Source organism: Agromyces sp. Y182, assembly GCF_059445385.1.
In genome coordinates this window covers 997,369-1,015,002 of record NZ_JCAIUF010000002.1, presented here as the reverse complement: position 1 = coordinate 1,015,002, position 17,634 = coordinate 997,369, and the positions used below count along the sequence as shown (strand labels likewise).

The following is a 17,634-nucleotide window of genomic DNA, read 5'->3' as shown; positions in this document are numbered from 1 at the left end:
TGGAGCTCGCCGCCGGTCGACCCGCGAGTTGGGCTGCGACCACCGGCCACGCCGTGTCTTGGTCGCGCCGTGCGAGGTCGAGGCAGCGCAGGCACGGGCCGCGGCCGGGCTCGACGAGCGGACCGACGCGCGTGCCCGCATCGTCGAAGACGACGGCGAGGTGGGGCACGTCGCCGCGCAGCCAGGGCAGGTGCCTGGCGGGGGAGATCACCCACGGGGCGACGATGACGGCGAGTGCGATGGGGGCGGGGTCGGCTGCGGCAGCGGCCTCGTCGGCGGGCAGCGTCTCGTAGCCGAGGGCGGCGAGGTTCGCCGCGAGCAGGCGCGAGATGGCCGGTGGCGCGTCGAGGGCGACCAGGCGCGACGAGCGAGCGGATGCCGCGGCATCCGCTCGTTCCGGCGCGGGAGCCGATGCGGTGTCTGCGGTCGTCTCGTGCGCGGTCTCGGGTGCTGCCTCGAACGCCGGCGCGAGCACGTCGAGCAGCGTCCGCACGTCGTGCGGCGAACCTCCGAGCCCCCCACCGATCGTCTGCAGCGTGCGCACCGAGACGCCGTGCCGCAACGCCGTGATCAGTCCGATCTCGAACTCACCCGGCTCGCTCAGCACCACGCGGGGCGTGGCTCCGAGCTGCAGCTCGGTCGGCGTGCGCCACACGAGGGGGAGGTTCGGATCGATGCGCGGTGACATGCCGAGAGCTTGCCCGAATCGCGCGAGCCACCGCGGAATTCCTCCACAGGCTGGGCCCGAAGCGGCCGGCCGCTGCCACTCAGGCGGTCGGCTCCTCGCCGTCTTCGCCCGGCGCCGCCGGCGTCTCACCGCGGAGGAGTTGCTCGAGCGCCTGATCGAACTCGTCGTCGGCTTCGGCCTCGGCCGTGTCGGTGCCGGTGAGGCGCGCGACGAGGCGAGCCGGGTCGTCGAGGTCTTCCGAGGTCGGCAGGAGGTCGGGGTGGGCCCAGAGCGCGTCTCGCGCCTCGACGCCGACGGCATCCGTGACGGCCCGCCACATGGCGGTCGCGTCGCGAAGGCGGCGGGGGCGCAGCTCGAGGCCGACGAGCGTCGCGAACGCGGACTCAGCCGGACCGCCTGAGGCGCGACGACGACGGATCGACTCCGCGATCGCGTCGGACTTCGGCAGTCGCCCGGTCGCATCGGCCGTGGCCGCGTCGACCCAGCCCTCGACGAGGGCGAGCATCGTCTCGAGCCGCGCGAGCGCGGCCTGCTGCGGTTCGCTCTTCGCCCGGATGAGGGCGCCGTTGACGACGGCGTTGCGGAGTTCTTCGGTGTTCGAGGGGTCGAACCCCTCGGCGAGCTCTTCGAGCCGCTCGGTGTCGATGTCGATGCCGCGGGCGAAGGCCGTGATCGCGGTGATCAGGTGGAGGCGCAACCACCGTGCGTGCCGGAAGAGCCGCGCGTGCGCGAGTTCGCGTACGGCGAGGTAGAGCTCGACCTGGTCGGTCGGAATGTCGAGGTCTTCGCCGAAGGCCGCCGCGTTCTGCGGCAGGATCGCTGCACGTCCGTCGTCGAGGAGCGGAATGCCGATGTCGCCGCCTGAGACGACCTCGGTTGCGAGCTGGCCGACGACCTGCCCGAGCTGCATGGCGAAGAGCGCACCGCCGATGCCGCGCATCATGCGACTCGCGCCCTCGATCATCTGCCGCATCTCTTCGGGCGCCTGCTCGCTCATGACGCGGGTCAGCGCATCGGAGATGGAGAGCGCGACGGGCTCGGCCAGTTGCGACCAGATGGGCATCGTGGCGGTGACCCATGCACGTCGGGTGAGCAGCTCGGGGGTGCCGGGCAGTGCGCCGAAATCGACTGCCTCATCGAGCCAGAGGGATGCCACTTGGAATGCCTGGTCGAGTCGGGCGCGCTCTTCGTCGCCGATCTGACGCTGGCCGGTTGCGGCGCGCTCTTCACCCTGGCGAATGGCGACGCTCCAGTCGATGCCGTCGTCGGCGCGGTTCATCGCTTGCTGCAACTGGCCGAACAGCGCCGCGAGGCTCGCCGGGTCGTTGGGCAGACCTGCGGCGCCCGCGAGGCTCGACGGATCGATGCCGCCGGCACCCGAGAGCAGCTCACTGAGCATCTCTCGGAACTCGTCTTCGGGGCTCCGGTCGTCGGGCTCATCATGCCGATCGGCCACTCTCGCCACCTCCCAGTCGCGTCACATCAACCGTAACGCCGCGGCACGGCCGCATGTCTGGGAAATGGCCTAGGCTGGGCGTTCCGGGTGTCCGCCCTTCGCGAACAGCGTCGACCCCGGCGCGTGCAACAGCGACGACCCGTCGCCCCGGAAGGATGATCGGATGGCCCTCTTCTCCGACGAGCCGTCGGCGTCGTCTTCGCCGTCGGCACGCCCCGGCCGCCGTTCGCGCGCCGAACGCATCGGCTGGAGCGCCCTCGCGATCGCGATCGTGATCGGCATCGTCTTCGCGCTGATGCCGTCGCCGTACGTGATCGAGCAGCCCGGCCCCGTCTACGACACCCTCGGCGTGGCCGAGAACGGTGACGACGAAGAAGTTCCGCTCATCGAGATCCCCGATGAGACCACCTATCCCACCGACGGCGAGCTCAATCTGCTCACCGTCTCGATCGTGGGTCGGCCCGGTCAGACGCCGAACTGGCTCGAGGTCATCGCCGCCTGGCTAGACCGCACGCGTTCGGTCGTGCCGGTCGAGGCGATCTTCCCTCCGGGCGTCAGCAACGAAGACCGCGATGCCCAGAACTCGGCCGCGATGGTCGATTCGCAACAAGACGCGATCGCGGCCGCGCTCGTCGAGCTCGGCTACGACTTCCCACGCGAGGTGACGGTCGCCGGTCTCCTCGAGGGCTCGCCGGCCGAGGGCATCATCGAGGAGGGCGACATCATCGTCTCCCTCGACGGCACACCGGTCAACTCGATCAGCGAGCTCCAGGCGGCGGTGGGCGAGCACGGCTCGGATGCTCCTGCGCAGATCGAGCTCGTCCGTGACGGCAGCCCGCTCGCCGTCGAGGTGGTCCCCGTCTCCCGAGACGGCGTCGCAGTGCTCGGCGTGGGTGTGCGCATGCACTACGAGTTCCCGATCGATGTCGAATTGCAACTCGACAACGTGGGCGGACCGAGCGCGGGCATGATGTTCGCTCTCGGCATCGTCGACAAACTGACGCCCGATGCGATGACGGGCGGCGAGATCGTCGCGGGCACGGGAACGATCGACTCGTCGGGCGACGTGGGCGCCATCGGCGGCATCCGTCAGAAGCTCTGGGGTGCTGAAAGAGCCGGTGCCGACTGGTTCCTCGCTCCCGAGGCGAACTGCGACGAAGTCGCCGGGCACGTTCCCGATGGACTCACCGTGTTCGCGGTGACGACCCTCGACGAGGCCCGCCAGATCGTCGAAGACCTCGCCGACGGAGAGGTCACGGGCTCGTACCGATCCTGCCCGGCCGCCTGAACAGCCGATTCCAAGGAACGCGACTCTAGGATGGAGTCTCGATCCCAACCCGACCGAACACGAGGCCGAGAGTGTCAGCACAACCGCACGAACCGAGGACTCAGCGCCGTCGCGCGCCGATCGCCATCACGATCGGTGTGGTGGCAGTTCTCGTCATCGCGTTCTTCGCCTTCGCCGGGGTCTACGCCGACGTGCTCTGGTACGACCAGCTCGGCTTCCTCTCGGTGCTCACCACCGAGTGGGTCGCCCGCATCGTGCTCTTCGCGATCGGCTTCTTCGCCATGGCGCTGCCGGTGTGGGGGTCCATTCAGATCGCGTATCGTTCGCGTCCGGTGTACGCGAAGCTGAATTCACAGCTCGACCGCTACCAAGAGGTCTTCGAGCCCCTGCGCCGGCTCGCGATGTACGGCATCCCCGTGGTGCTCGGCATCTTCGCGGGCGTCTCGGCGTCCAGTCGCTGGGAACTCACCCTCGCGTGGCTGAACCGCACGCCGTTCGGCACGACCGATCCGCAATTCGGCTTCGACGTGGGCTTCTTCGTCTTCGAACTCCCCTTCTTCCGCGCGATCGTGGGCTTCGCCTCGGCCGTCGTGTTGCTCTCGGTGCTGCTCGTCATCGCAACGAACTACCTCTACGGTGCGCTGCGGGTCAGCGGCCGCGAGGTCGTCATCTCGAAGTCCGCCCGCATCCAGATCGCGGTCACCGCGGGCCTCTACCTGCTGCTCCAGGCCGTCAGCATCTGGCTCGACCAGTACGCGACCGTCACCGAGACCGGTTCGCTCTTTACGGGTGCCTCGTATACCGATGTCAATGCGACGATCCCCGGCCGAGGCATCCTCGCAGCCATCGCGGCCGTCGTCGCCATCCTGTTCTTCATCACGGCCATCATCGGCCGTTGGCGACTGCCACTCGTCGGCACCGCACTGCTGATCGTTTCCAGCCTCCTCATCGGCTCGCTCTACCCGTGGGTCGTGCAGCGGTTCCAGGTCGACCCGAGCGCTCGCTCGCTCGAAGAGCCGTACATCCAGCGCAATATCGACCTCACTCGCGATGCCTACGGCGTCGCCGACGTCGAAGAGATTCCGTTCGAGGCGAAGACCGATGCCGAGTCCGGCGCGCTGCGTGCGGATGCCGCAACGACGGCGAGCATCCGCCTCATGGATCCGCTCGTGATCTCGCCGGCCTTCCAGCAGCTCGAACAGTTCCGCCAGTACTACCAGTTCCCCGAACAGCTCGACGTCGACCGCTACGAGATCGATGGCGCGACGCAAGACACGGTCGTCGCCGTGCGCGACGTGAAGATCTCGGGCCTCGGTGACGCAGAGACCTGGTTCAACTCGCACCTCGTCTACACGCACGGGTACGGGCTCGTGGCTGCTGCAGGCAACCAGCGCTCAGTCGACGGGCAACCCGTGTTCCTGCAGTCCGGCATCCCGTCATCGGGCGTGCTCGGCGACTTCCAGCCGCGCGTGTACTTCGGAGAGGGCTCGCCGCCCTATTCGATCGTCGGTGCGCCGACGGATGCCAAGCCGATCGAGCTCGACTACCCGTCGGGCACCGAGGGCGCCGATCAGACCCAGACGACGTTCGATGGCAACGGCGGTCCGAAGCTCGACAACGCGTTCACGAAACTCGTCTACGCGCTGAAGTTCCAGTCAGAGCAGATCTTCCTCTCCGACCAGGTCTCGACCGACTCGCAGATCCTCTACGACCGCGAGCCGCTCAAGCGGGTGCAGAAGGTCGCGCCGTACCTGACGCTCGATTCCGACGTCTACCCCTCGGTCGTCGATGGGCGCATCGTGTGGATCGTCGACGGATACACGCTCTCCGACCAGTACCCGTACTCCAACAAGGTCAGCATGAGCGACGCGATCGCCGACAGCGAGGGGCTCGCCCCCACTCTGGCGTTCGACGAGATCAACTACATCCGCAACTCCGTCAAGGCGACGGTCGACGCCTATGACGGCACCGTCAAGCTCTACGCGTGGGACGACGAGGACCCGATCCTCCAGACCTGGCAGAAGGTCTTCCCGACGACGATCGAGCCGATGAGCGAGATGTCGGGCGACCTCATCAGCCACGTGCGCTACCCGTCCGACCTGTTCAAGGTGCAGCGCTCGGTGCTCGGCCGCTACCACGTGACCGAGGCGATCCCGTTCTACTCGCGTGAAGACGCCTGGACGACGCCGAAGGACCCGACCGCCGAGACCGGCAGCACGTTGCTGCAGCCGCCGTACTACTTGACCATGCAGATGCCGGGTCAAGACGCTCCGAGCTACTCGCTGTACTCGACGTTCATCCCTGAGGCGCGCGGCGACCAGAGTCGGAACGTGCTTCGCGGCTACCTTGCGGTGGATGCCGATGCCGGCGACGCCGACGGAAAGCGCGCAGAGGGGTACGGCGACCTGAGACTCCTGACCCTGCCTGAAGACGACAACGTGCCCGGCCCAGGCCAGGTGCAGGCGAAGTTCAACTCCGACCCCACGGTCTCCCAGTCGCTGAACCTGCTGAAGCAGGGGCAATCGAACGTGATCAACGGCAACCTGCTGACGGTGCCGGTGGGCGGCGGCCTGCTGTACGTGCAGCCCGTGTTCGTCGAGTCGACCGGAAACACCAGCTATCCGCTGTTGCAGAAGGTGCTCGTCGCCTTCGGCGACCAGATCGCGTTCCAAGACACGCTCGACCTCGCGCTCGACGTGCTCTTCGGCGGCGATTCCGGCGCAGACGCGGGCGACAACGAGGTGGATCCCGGCGCAGAGCCGACTCCGCCGGCCGAGGGCGATGAGCCCGCCACGCCTGTGACGCCGACCGACGAAGTGCAGGCACTGCTCAACCAGGCGTCGCAGGCGCTGAAGAACAAGCAGGCCGCGCTCGCCGAGGGTGACTGGACGGCGTACGGCGCCGCCGACGCCCAACTTGCCGAGATCATCGCGCAGTTGCTCGTGCTGACCTCGGAGGAGTGACATGGGGGTCGACCTGCGGGGCGGCGAATGGCTCGACGACAACCTCGCGAACTGGGATGAACGCGTCGGCGTGCACGTCGCGTCGGAGTTCTACGACCAGGAGCCGCTGCGCAACGGCGGGGGAGTACTCGACCCGATCACGCGAGCGGCGATCGAGCGCCTCTACCCCGACGGGCTCGAGGGCGTGCGGGTGCTGCATCTGCAGTGCCATTTCGGCTCCGACACGCTCTCGCTCGCAAACCTCGGTGCCACCGTCGTCGGCATAGATTTCTCGCCTTCGGCGATCACGGAGGCCCGCCGAATGGCCGAAGAGCTCGGCCTCTCGGAACGTGCGCGGTTCATCGAGGCGAACGTCTACGACGCGCGTCACATGCTGCCCGAACCTGAGTCGTTCGACCTCGTGTTCGCGACCTGGGGCACCATCGGCTGGCTTCCGGATGTCGCGGAGTGGGCGCGCATCGTGTCGTGGTTCCTGAAGCCGGGCGGCCGGTTCTACTTCGCCGAGGGCCATCCCGCAGCATTGGTGTTCGACGGTGAAGGCGGGCGCGACGGTCTGCCGACCTTCGCATACCCGTACACGAACGACGCACCCGACGTGCTCGAAGACCCGAGCGACTACGCCGACCCCGAAGCCACGCTCGTCAATGTGCGCACGTGGGAGTGGACGCATCCGCTCAGTGAGGTCTTCGCCGCCTTGCGCGATGCCTACCTCGCCATCGACTCCTTCCAGGAGCACTATCGGGTGCCCTGGCGCATGTTCCCGGCCACGGTCGACCTTGGCGAGGGCATGTACGGCTGGCCGGCCGAGCGGTGGCTGCCGCTCTCGTACGAACTCGTGGCGGCGCCGCAGACGCCGACGGCCGCGACCGGCAGCTGAGTGCTGCCCGTCGCGGCCACCGCGTCGCGAGCTCAGTCGAGCGGGCCCTCGTCTGCGTCGCGGAGTGCGTCGCCCAGCGCGTCGCCGAGCTCATTGCGGTAGTCGCCCGAGAGATCCCACCACATGGCGCCGCCGAAGCCCTGGCTCGCGATCCATTCGGCCTTCGCGGTGACGGACTTCGGGTCGTCGAGGCTCCACCACTCGCCGGTGGCCGCATCGAATCGCCATGAAGCGCCGAGGGCGGGGTCGAAGTAGCCCTCGCCGACGTCGCGGATCTCGTAGTACGGCCTCGTGCCGAGGGAACCTGTGGTCGCCTGCCACGCCGAGTCGCCGACGGTGACCCCGGTCCAGCCTTGGCCGTAGGCGGCCAGGCCCACATTCAGCTGGTCGGGTCGGGCGCCGGCGGCCGTGTACAGGCCGACGGCGTTGTCGATCGCGAGACCCCAGTTGTGGTCGCCGTCGGGGTGCAGATTGCCCTGATGGCCGGTCGTGCCGGTCCAGCCGCCCGCGTAGTCGTAGCCCTGCACGTTCAGCCAGTCGATGACGGCGAAGAGCCGGGGGTCGGTCCAGCCGCCGGCGTTCGTGTTCCAGCCGCCGGCCGGGGCGAAGGCGGTCAGCAGGTACTCCTCGCCGGTCTCTGCGCCGTAGGCGTCGAGCTGTGCGCGGAATTCCTCCATGAGGGCCAGGAAGTTCTCCCGGTCTTCGGGCTTGGCGTTCGCGGTCTCGCCGCCGTTGACCGGCCATTCCCAGTCGACGTCGATGCCGTCGAAGATCCCCGCCGCGGCGCCGGGGCCGCCGAGCGAGCCGACCCGCGGGAGGTTTCCCTTGAGGTACACGTCGATGCACGAGGAGACGAGTTCGGCCCGGCCCGCGGGTGTCGAGGCTGCGGCCGAGAAGTTGTCGGACCAGGTCCAGCCGCCCAGCGAGATGAGCACCTTGGTGTCGGGGCTCTCCTCCTTGAGCTTCCGCAGCTGGTTGAAGTTGCCTGCCAGGCGCTGGTGCTTGTTCGACTTGTCCTTCTTGCCGTCGACCGAGTCGTCGGCCGAGACGAGTCGCAGGTAGTCGTTCTGCGCGTCGCCTTCGCCGGGAACACCGGTGATCTCGCACGTGAGGTTCGCCGTCACGTTGCCGAAGGCGTAGTTGATGTGGGTGACGTCCTCGATGGCTCCCGTGCGCAGGAGGTCTTCGATCTGGTAGTCGCGAGTGACCGGAGTGTCCGACATGAGGTAGCCGACCGAGCGGTACCCGTTGACGTCGGTGGGGCCGGCGGAGTTGGAATGGCCATGGCCGTGGCCGTGGCCGTTGCCATTTCCATGGGCGAGGGCGGGGGAGACCGCAGAAGCGGCGAGGAGGGCGGTGGCGGCGGCGGTGATAGCCGCTCCACGGAACAGATGGCGTGGTGACATGTGAATCCTCATCGATCGTTGTCGGGCCATGCCGATCCCGATGGCCGGGACGGCTGAATGCGAACTGTTGCGGTGACAGTACCAACGCCCGGCGCATTTGGAAAGAGTCCTAACAAAGAAAGTGCGAACGAGTTTCTGCGCGCCGAGCAGCAATCGTCACGGTCGGGAATCGGATGCGCCGGAGGCATTCGGGGTCGGGTACGCCCTCGATTGGACGGCTCCTCTGCGCCGTGCTAGAGTCAATTCTTGTGCCGCGGGGTGGAGCAGTTCGGTAGCTCGCTGGGCTCATAACCCAGAGGTCGTAGGTTCAAATCCTGCCCCCGCAACCAACAAGTCCCGGTCAGATTCGATTTCTTGATCCCTACAAAGGGAATGAAGAATGACTGACTCGGCACAAATCCGGCGCAGCGCCAAGCTGCGCCGGATTTTTTTGTGAAGTCACGACGGGCCCGGGGTGGATCAGTTCCTCGAGCGGCAGTCGCTCGCCTCGTACGCTCACGCTCGGATGCGACGCCGGCCGGACCGTGAATCGATCATCCGCACTTCTTCACGAACACCCTTGCTGCTCGCATTGGTCGGCTACAGTATCGCCGTGCACACCACGGCCCCCTCGAGTGGCGTGATTGTCAGGCTGGGATCCGGCGAGTGAGATGAGTTCCGAATGGCCACACCGGGGCGAGGTAGGCGTATCGCGAATCGGGTGGCGGCTGCGGTGAGCGCCGCGTTGGTGGTGCTCGTCGTCGGTGTCGCCTTGGTCGCACCTCACGAGACCGGGAGCGCACGTTTCACCGCGGCCCAGGTGTATGTGTGGGCGACAAATGATGCTGACGGCGCGATCGGGCGCGTGAATACGTTGACAAGTGAGTTCGATGCGGCGGTTCTGTTGGACGCTGCGAAGATCGACGTCGCGCAATCACCGACTTCTGTGCTGGTGATTGATCGTGAGATCGGGTCGATCATGCCGCTCGACCCGGCGACACTCGAGTTCGGCGATGCCGTTTGGCTGCCATCGACGGCGGCGGAAGTGGCACTGATCCCAGCTCCGGAAGGTGACCACGGCGCCGACGCGGAGAGGATCGCCCTGCTCGCGCCGAGTACGGGACGGTTGTGGCTCACGCCAGCTGACGGGCTGTCGTCGTTTGATCGATCGTCACCGCCTTCGTTCGAGTTCGGCGCGGGTGCTGCGATGGTGGTCGATGCCGCGGGCGACCTGATTGTCGCCTCGCCTCGAGATGGGTCGGTGTACCGGGTCGGTGCAGTTCGTTCCGAACGGGTCGGCGGGTTTGGTCCATTTCGAGGATCTGGCTCCGTGCCGGTGCAGGTGTCCGCGACATCCGCTGGCTGGGCTGTGCTCGACCCTGGGACCAGGCGACTCATTCTGCCGGATAGGGTCGTCGATCTCAGTCGAGTGGTCAGTTCCGATGCCGAAGTCGTGCTTCAGCAGGTGGCGGTCGGGAGTGATGCCGGTGCCGCAAGCGCCGGACATGTTCTCGTCGCTACCTCCTCACAGCTCCTCGAGATCGCCGAGACGGGTGACGTTCGGGTGCTCGCCCGAGGAAGCGGTGATCCCGCGGAACCACTGCTGGTCGATGGGTGCGGTTTCGCCGCATGGAGTGACGGGAACGAATGGCGGCGGTGCGCGGAGGCCGGCGTTGGACTGCGTGGCGAGGCCAGATCGGGTACCACCGTTGCGGCGGTTTCGAGACGCGCTACTGGCGAGAACGCGGGTGACGGTGGTCCAGGCGGTGTGGCACCGGTGTTTCGCTCGAACGGAGGAGCCTTCCTGCTCAACGACCCAGCATCCGGCGAGGTGTGGAACGTCACCGAAGACGGAGTCGTGCCGGTGACGTGGCGCGGCATACTCGGCGTTAGCAACCATGATGCGCTTGCGGTGGAGCCGGGCGTGCCAAGCGCAGGTGAGCCCGACGATCCACCGCTGCGGCAGGCGCCTCCACGGGTGACGACTCCGCCCGATGCGCAGGCTCCGCTTGTGGGCGATGCTCCGGTGCCGGGGTCGCTGCCTACGAGCGCGCTCCCCTCGGGACCGAAGAGCGAACCGCTGCAGCCGAGTGACGTCCGAGTCGTGCCGGATCCGGCGTCTGGAACGATCTCACTCGACTGGTCGGCCTTCGGCGGAGGCGCGCCCGTGCTCGGCTACTTTGCGCAGCGGCTGGCTCCCGGTGAGGAGCCGGCCGTGTGCTACGTCGCCTCGACGGGTGCGGTCACGCCGCCCGGCGGCGAAGTGCTCGATGTCGGCCGCGCTCAGACGGCCATTTTCGGGGGAGCGCCGCCGCCGGAGGGAGGCTACCGTATTGTCGTCTGGGGATACACGGCGACCGCCTGCGCCAGGAGCGAGGCGGTGACGGTGCAGCCTGATCCGGTGCCGTCGGCCGTGAGCGATGCCGGCGGCACCATGGCGTGGGTTGGCACCCGTAACGAGTACCGTATCGAGCCTGCTGGCGGCGCTGCCCGATACGAGCTGCAACAGCTTGATGCGGAGCGCGAGTCAGTTGGTGAGCCCGTGGCATTCAGCGGTGCCGCGGTGCCACGCGAGCTCACCGGAGGACCGTTCGGTGTGCCGGTGCGGTTGCGGCTCCGTGCGTGCACGGTGTGGGGTACCGATGCAGTTTGCGGGCCATGGACGGAGCATTCCGCACCCGGACCTTCGCTCGATTTCACCCTCCACGGACTCGCGTACTTAGAGGAGCGCGGCGAGTGGACGTGGGACACCCTTCCTGACAACGGTGGTCAGTCTGCGCGGGTGTTCTGTCTTGGCAAATCAGGGGCGGCCGGTCAGGTGGAGACTGCAGATGGGTACTGCCGAACACGCGAGGCCTTTGCGTCGGGCGAGGCCATCCTCAGGGTGCGAATCGCTGGGGTAGTGCTCGATATCGCCGGCTCTGACCACGAAGAGTGAGATCGCTGAGCTCAGCATCCAGATCGTCGTTGCGCCTGGGGCGTTGACTCACTCGATGTACATCGATCGTGCCTGGTATTCGAATGTGCCGAGGTCGGTGCTCGAGGACACGGGGCCGTACTCGAGCCCCAACGTGCCGAAGTCGTCGTACAGCCAAGTGACGCAGCCGTTGTAGGACTGCAGCGATGCGATGCGGTCGTTCCAGCTGAGCAGGTCCGCGAATCCGTGAGCGACACCGGCGCAGATGTTCGCGTTCGAGGTGTAATAGCTCATGCTCTGGCCGGCGTAGCTTGTGGTGTCCCACACGGTCACGAGCAGGTATACCTCGGCGATGGTCGAAGGCTCTTCGCTCAGTCGCCCGGCGTCTGGCTCGGTGGGAACTGCAACGAGCTGTGCTCCGGTCGCGAGCTCGATCTGCTCGTGCGGGTCGAGAGAGGCGTCGAAGCAGCCGATTTCGCCGGTGTCAACGTTGTACCAGCACGACTCGCTGGACTCAGTTGCCGCAGCTGCTGTCGTCGGAAGCAACGTCAAGGTGCCTGACGCGACGATGGCGAGCGCGGCAAGTTGACCGATTTCGAAGCGGGTGATCTTCACGGCGACAGTCAACCGCCCGCCGCGTCGGCGTGACAACATCTGGCGAACGACGCTTCGGCGAAGAAACGGTAGCGAATATGACCTCTTTCGGGCCATCTCGTGCCGGGGTAAGGAATCCGTATCGAGGCACAAAAGGGCGATGTCGTGATGTCACTCGGAGTGTCTGCAGGAGTCGTCGCAGACACTACACTCGGCGCTTGATGAGCGAGCAGGGTGATCGAAGTGACGGCGAGTTGCTCCTGCGGGCGTCTCGAGGCGACGACCGCGCCTTCGCGGTCTTCTACCACCGGCATGCAGAGCGTGTCTTCGCCGCCGCGCTCGATGAATTCACCGATCAAGACGAGGCCCAGCAGATCGCGCAGCAAGTGTTCGCCACCGCGTGGGACAAGGCGGCGCGAGTGCGTCTCGTCTCCGGTTCGGCGGAAGCCTGGCTGTTGGTGACGTGCCGCAACCTGGTCGCGAATCGGCGGCGGGCGCTGCGCCGGCGGCCGGTCGCGGAAAGCCTCGATGAGCACGGGGCTAGCATTCTCGAAACACGATCGCTGCAGCGCGCCGCCGATCGTGAGCTGCTGATGAAAGTGGAGGATGAGATCGCCGAGATGCCGTTCCTCGATCAGCAGGTCTACCATGGCCTGATCGTCGAGGGTCGAAGCTACGACGAGGTTGCCGCGCAACTCGAACTCTCGGTCGCTTCAGTCGGCAAACGCCTCAACCGTGTTCGCAAGCGCCTGCGAGTCCTTTTCGGGGGAACACGATGACCGGTGAACCCCGCCTGAGCCCGGGGCGTCGGGCCGATATGGAGCAATGGCTGACCGGACACATCCGTGCCCGCCGCCGCCGCCGCCGCCGCCGAACCCAGGCGATCGCGGCAGTGGCCGGTGCCGGCGTCATCTCGCTCGGGCTGGTCGCCTGGATCGTGCTCGCTCCCGGCGAGGTGCAGGAGCGCTGGGTCGACTGCTACGCCGAGGCCGACCTCGACTCCGCGCACGCCGGAGCTGCTCGCTCGAACAGTGACCCGCTCGAGCATCGCGAAGCGATCGCTCTCGCGATGTGCGAAGACATGTGGGAGCGCGGCCTCGTCGACGGCGCTCCGCATGAGCAGGCACCCGAGCTCGTGCTCTGCATGCGCCCAGACCGATCGCTCGCGGCGTTCCCTCGAAGCACTCCAGGCATCGCCGAGACCGATGGCGACCTCTGCGCCGCCATCGGATTGCGCCCCCCGACACCCGTAGCGGAGTGATCGGCGGGCGTGGCCGTGCCCGCCATGTTCGAGAAATCGCAGACCTTACCCCTCGCCGAAGAGTTCACTGAACGCTCCACTGAGTGACCTTGACTGTTCCGGCTTCAGCAGTTCATCGAGCCGCACCGGATCGACAGACTCGAACATGCACGCACGGGGCCTGCAAACTTCGCCGGGGATCACCGGAGACTTCGGCCCTTCGACGCTCGGAACGAAAGCTGCGATATCACGATGACGCTCACCGACCAGCCCCGACCGCTCAAGGCGGTACGCGGACTCTCGGACAACCTGTTCCGGGTGACCGCGCACGGGGGCGGCGTACTGGTTCTCGCCATCATGACCCTCGTCGGGCTGTTCCTTCTGATCCGAGGCGCCGAGGCGATCGGGTCAGCCGGTACGTCATTCCTGACGACGGAGGCGTGGGAACCGAACTCCGGGCGCTTCGGCATCGCCGCCGTGTTGTTCGGCACGGTGACGATCGCCCTCACAGCGATCACAGTCGCGCTGCCGCTCGCGGTAGCCTCCGCCACGTACATCTCCGAGTACGCGCCCGGCGCACTGAAGCGGCTCCTCACCGGCATCGTCGACCTGATGGCCGCAATCCCCTCGGTCGTGTACGGCCTCTGGGGCATGTTCTGGCTGGAAGGTGCAATCCTCCCCGTCGCAGAGTGGATCTCGACGTACTTCGGATGGATCCCGATCTTCGCCGTCACCGGCTTCGACCCCAGCGACCCGCTCGCCACACCCACGGTCTTCACCGCGAGTGCATTCCTTGCCGGCCTCGTCGTGGCGATGATGGTCGCCCCGATCGCAGGATCGATCATGCGCGAGGTGTTTGCGCAGGCGCCCGCCGGCGAGCGAGAAGGCGCCCTCGCGCTCGGCTCCACAAAATGGGGGATGATCCGCTCGGTCGTCTACCCATTCGGGCTCGGCGGCATGATCGGCGGCACGATGCTCGGCCTCGGGCGCGCACTCGGCGAGACGATCGCGGTGTACCTCGTGATCTCGCCGGTGTTCGTCATCCAGCCGCACATCCTCCAGACCGGCACCAACTCGATCTCCTCGCTCATCGCCCTTCGCTACGGCGAGGCGAGTCCGTTCGAACTCTCCGCGCTGATGGCAGCCGGGCTCGTGCTCTTCATCATCACGATGATCGTGAACTTCATCGCCGGCATCATCATCGCCCGGTCCCGCTCGGGCGCATCAAGCTGACGCCGCATCAAGGACGAGGAACATGACACTCACCGACCCCACCACCAGGCCGCGCGTCACGGGTGCGGAGCGCCGCACGCAGCTACCCGTGCGCGAACGGCAGACGCACCAGACGAGGTCCGAGTCGCGCCGCGACCTCTCGCGCATCCATCGCACCGACATCCTCCGCGTCGTGGGTGCCGCCGTCGCCGGCGTCGCTACTACAGCTTGGCTGTTCACGCAGATCGCGCCGTTCGAAGGGCCGCTGGCGTTCGTGCTGATCAGCTACCTGCTGTTCGTCGGGTACTTCGTGGTGCTCATCAGCTTCGACGACAACCGGGTCACGATCGTGGACCGGGTCATGTCGGTGCTCGTGCACTCCCTCGCCGTTGTGCTGCTGCTCGCGCTGGCCGTCGTTGTTGCGTTCACCCTCGCCCGCGGCTCCGAGGCGTTCCTCAATTGGAACTTCTGGGTGCAGGACCTCTCGCTCGCCGGCCCACTCGACCCGCTGACGGTCGGCGGCATGCTGCACGCCGCCGTCGGCACGCTCATCATGATCGCGTTCGCGCTCGCGATCTCGATTCCGCTTGGCCTGCTCTGCGCGGTGTTCCTCGCCGAGTTCCCTGGCCCGTTCAGCCGAGTTGTGCGCACCGTCGTCGAGGCGATGACCGCGCTGCCTTCGATCGTCTGCGGCTTGTTCATCTACGCCACCTACGTGTTGATGTTCGGCCTCGACAAGTCGGGTTTCGCGGCCTCACTCGCGATCACGATCATGATCCTGCCGATCATCATCCGCAGCGCCGACGTCGTGCTGCGCCTCGTGCCCGGCACCCTGAAAGAGGCGTCGCTCGCGATGGGCACGAGCCAGTGGCGCACCATCTGGCACGTCATCCTGCCGACGAGCAAATCGGGGTTGATGACCGCGATCATCCTCGGCACCGCGCGAGGCATCGGCGAGACCAGCCCGATCCTGCTCACAGCCGGTTACACCACCTACTTCAACTTCAACCCCTTCTCGGGGCCGATGGTGAGCCTGCCGTTCGCGACGTTCACGCTCGTGAAGTCACCTGAAGACACCCAGATCGCTCGCGGGTTCGGTGCGGCTGCGGTGCTCATGGTGCTCGTGTTCGTGTTGTTCCTCCTCGCTCGGATCCTCGGCGGCCGTGGCGCCGGTGTGCTGTCATCGCGTGGGCTCGCCCGAGCGAAGGTGGCGTCGAAGCGGGATGCCGCGCGGTTCGCGGCGCGCGATGCCGCCTCGACGATCGAGACGGCCGGTTACGGCGGCATGGGCTTCCGACGGTCGAGCGATTCGAGACCAGCGGATGCCGCCGGCGGCGCCGTGATCGACGGGGGCGCCCGATGAGCCGCCGCTGGAATGTCGCCCGCACAGTCGTCGCGGTGCTCGGCGTGGTGCTCGTCACGACCGGCAGCCTCACGATCGGGGCAACCCCGAGGGCCGAAGCCGTGGGCACTGTGCACGCGCCCGTCGTCGGGAGCGGTTCGACCTGGTCGGCCAACGCCCTTCAACAATGGATACGCAATGTCTGGTCGAACTACCAGTGGAAGATCGACTACTCAGAGTCGGGCTCCACCCAGGGCCGCAACGACTTCGCCAACGGCACCGCCGACTTCGGTGTCAGCGAGATCCCATACCAGATCGCGAACAGCAACGAAGCCGATATCCGCCCGACCCGCCAGTTCGCGTACATGCCGATCGTCGCCGGCGGAACCGCATTCATGTACAACCTGGAGATCGGCGGACGACGGGTCACCAACCTGCGCCTCTCGGGTGACACGGTCGCGAAGATCTTCACCGGGGTCATCACCCGATGGGACGACGCGCAGATCAAAGCCGACAACCCTGCGCTCGCGCTCCCATCGATCCCCATCGTTCCCGTGGTGCGTTCAGACGGTTCCGGCGCGACAGCGCAGGTCTCGATCTGGCTTCGAGAGCAGCACACGGCGGTGTGGGACGCGTACTGCCCGGCTGTGGGTCGTCCGCTCGTCAACGGGCATTGCGGCGTCACGAGCAACTACCCAGTGGTGCCTGGCAGCGGCTTCGTCGCGAAGGCGGGCTCGAACGGCGTCGCCGGATATGTCGCCCTGCCGCACGCGGTCGGCGCGATCACGTTCGTGGAGTACTCCTATGCGCTGAACGCCGGCTACCCCGTCGCGAAAGTCCTCAACAATGCTGGCTACTACAGCGAACCCACTGCCCAGAATGTCGCCGTCGGACTCCTGAGCGCCCGCATCAACGAAGACACCGCATCCCCCGACTACCTCACCCAAAACCTCAGCGGGGTCTACACCTCCGGTGACCCGCGAACGTACCCGCTGTCGAGCTACAGCTACATCATCCTGCCGACCGCGCTCGAGTCGCAGTTCACCGAGAACAAGGGTCTGACCCTCGCGGACTTCGGGTCGTACTTCCTCTGCGAGGGACAGCAGCAAGCGGAAACCCTCGGGTATTCGCCGCTGCCGATCAACCTCGTGCAGGCCGGGCAGACGCAGATTCAGAAGATCCCCGGCGGCAACCCCGCGATCAAGGGCATCACCGACTGCAACAACCCGACGTTCTCGCCCGACGGATCGAACAAACTCGCGAACGAAGCACCGTACCCACAGGACTGCGACCGTCAAGGCCCCACGCAGTGCGCAACCGGAACCGGTGGTGCGAAGGACACCCCCACCGAGTCTGGAACTTCAGCGAACGAAACAGTGGGCACGGACGGACCGCAATCGGGGGCGGACGGTGAGACCGCCGCGGAGACCGGCAACGGGGACGGTTCGACCATCGACGCGGATGCCTCACCGATCTTGGTGAATGCGACACCGCAATCGCTACCGGTTGGCGCCACCGGATGGCTGCCGGCCGCCTCAATGCTCGGAGCCGGAGCCGGGATGCTCGCACTCGCCACCATCCCACCGATCCTCGGCAAACGCCGACGTCGAACGATCCTCCCCATCCCCACCCGCGGCCCGCCTACGAGCCCGACGAACTGACAGGCACAACC

General features: G+C 66.9%; 12 protein-coding genes and 1 tRNA gene. 10 read left to right on the top strand and 3 right to left on the bottom strand.

Features of this window, described 5'->3' with window-relative positions; translation table 11 throughout:
* Positions 1-767 precede the first annotated feature (767 nt).
* Positions 768-2,087 carry a zinc-dependent metalloprotease gene (locus AC1C2R_RS19245; protein WP_495381111.1) on the bottom strand — a complete coding sequence of 440 codons (1,320 nt, stop codon included), beginning with the start codon at positions 2,085-2,087 and terminating at the stop codon, positions 768-770.
* 220 nt (positions 2,088-2,307) lie between these two features.
* Here AC1C2R_RS19245 and AC1C2R_RS19240 point away from each other — a divergent pair, with 220 nt between their 5' ends.
* The 3 genes from AC1C2R_RS19240 (at position 2,308) to AC1C2R_RS19230 (ending at position 7,272) form a co-directional block, all read left to right on the top strand.
* Positions 2,308-3,432 (top strand): YlbL family protein, encoded by a 1,125-nt coding sequence (locus tag AC1C2R_RS19240; protein ID WP_495380959.1) that lies wholly within the window; start codon positions 2,308-2,310, stop codon positions 3,430-3,432.
* A gap of 71 nt (positions 3,433-3,503) precedes the next feature.
* A complete protein-coding gene (locus AC1C2R_RS19235; RefSeq protein ID WP_495353498.1) occupies positions 3,504-6,395 on the top strand; it encodes a UPF0182 family membrane protein in 2,892 nt (963 codons plus the stop codon).
* A gap of 1 nt (position 6,396) precedes the next feature.
* Positions 6,397-7,272 carry a class I SAM-dependent methyltransferase gene (locus AC1C2R_RS19230; protein ID WP_495380958.1) on the top strand — a complete coding sequence of 292 codons (876 nt, stop codon included), beginning with the start codon at positions 6,397-6,399 and terminating at the stop codon, positions 7,270-7,272.
* A 32-nt stretch (positions 7,273-7,304) separates the two neighbouring features.
* Here the strand turns inward: AC1C2R_RS19230 and AC1C2R_RS19225 are convergent, their stop codons facing one another.
* Positions 7,305-8,678 (bottom strand): glycoside hydrolase family 18 protein, encoded by a 1,374-nt coding sequence (locus AC1C2R_RS19225; protein WP_495380957.1) that lies wholly within the window; start codon positions 8,676-8,678, stop codon positions 7,305-7,307.
* Between the two features lie 252 nt (positions 8,679-8,930).
* Here AC1C2R_RS19225 and AC1C2R_RS19220 point away from each other — a divergent pair.
* Positions 8,931-9,007, top strand: a tRNA-Met gene (locus AC1C2R_RS19220).
* A 383-nt stretch (positions 9,008-9,390) separates the two neighbouring features.
* Positions 9,391-11,595, top strand: a complete 2,205-nt coding sequence (locus AC1C2R_RS19215) for a hypothetical protein (RefSeq protein ID WP_495380956.1) — start codon at positions 9,391-9,393, stop codon at positions 11,593-11,595.
* A gap of 48 nt (positions 11,596-11,643) precedes the next feature.
* Here AC1C2R_RS19215 and AC1C2R_RS19210 read toward each other — a convergent pair whose 3' ends face one another.
* Complete coding sequence (locus AC1C2R_RS19210; protein WP_495380955.1) at positions 11,644-12,189, bottom strand: hypothetical protein; 546 nt, start codon at positions 12,187-12,189, stop codon at positions 11,644-11,646.
* A 77-nt stretch (positions 12,190-12,266) separates the two neighbouring features.
* Here AC1C2R_RS19210 and AC1C2R_RS19205 point away from each other — a divergent pair, with 77 nt between their 5' ends.
* From AC1C2R_RS19205 to AC1C2R_RS19185, 5 genes are all read left to right on the top strand, one after another.
* Positions 12,267-12,947 (top strand): RNA polymerase sigma factor, encoded by a 681-nt coding sequence (locus AC1C2R_RS19205; protein WP_495380954.1) that lies wholly within the window; start codon positions 12,267-12,269, stop codon positions 12,945-12,947.
* Entirely contained in the window at positions 12,944-13,429 is a 486-nt protein-coding gene (locus AC1C2R_RS19200; RefSeq protein WP_495380953.1) for a hypothetical protein, read from the top strand. The genes AC1C2R_RS19205 and AC1C2R_RS19200 overlap by 4 nt, the downstream gene beginning before the upstream one ends.
* Positions 13,430-13,660: 231 nt before the next feature.
* Positions 13,661-14,641 carry a phosphate ABC transporter permease subunit PstC gene (gene pstC / locus AC1C2R_RS19195; protein WP_495353505.1) on the top strand — a complete coding sequence of 327 codons (981 nt, stop codon included), beginning with the start codon at positions 13,661-13,663 and terminating at the stop codon, positions 14,639-14,641.
* 22 nt (positions 14,642-14,663) lie between these two features.
* Positions 14,664-15,983, top strand: a complete 1,320-nt coding sequence (gene pstA, locus AC1C2R_RS19190; protein ID WP_495380952.1) for a phosphate ABC transporter permease PstA — start codon at positions 14,664-14,666, stop codon at positions 15,981-15,983.
* The gene (locus AC1C2R_RS19185; protein WP_495380951.1) at positions 15,980-17,623 is read left to right on the top strand and encodes a phosphate ABC transporter substrate-binding protein PstS; all 1,644 of its coding nucleotides are present in this window, start codon (positions 15,980-15,982) and stop codon (positions 17,621-17,623) included. The genes pstA and AC1C2R_RS19185 overlap by 4 nt, the downstream gene beginning before the upstream one ends.
* Positions 17,624-17,634: the final 11 nt, after the last annotated feature.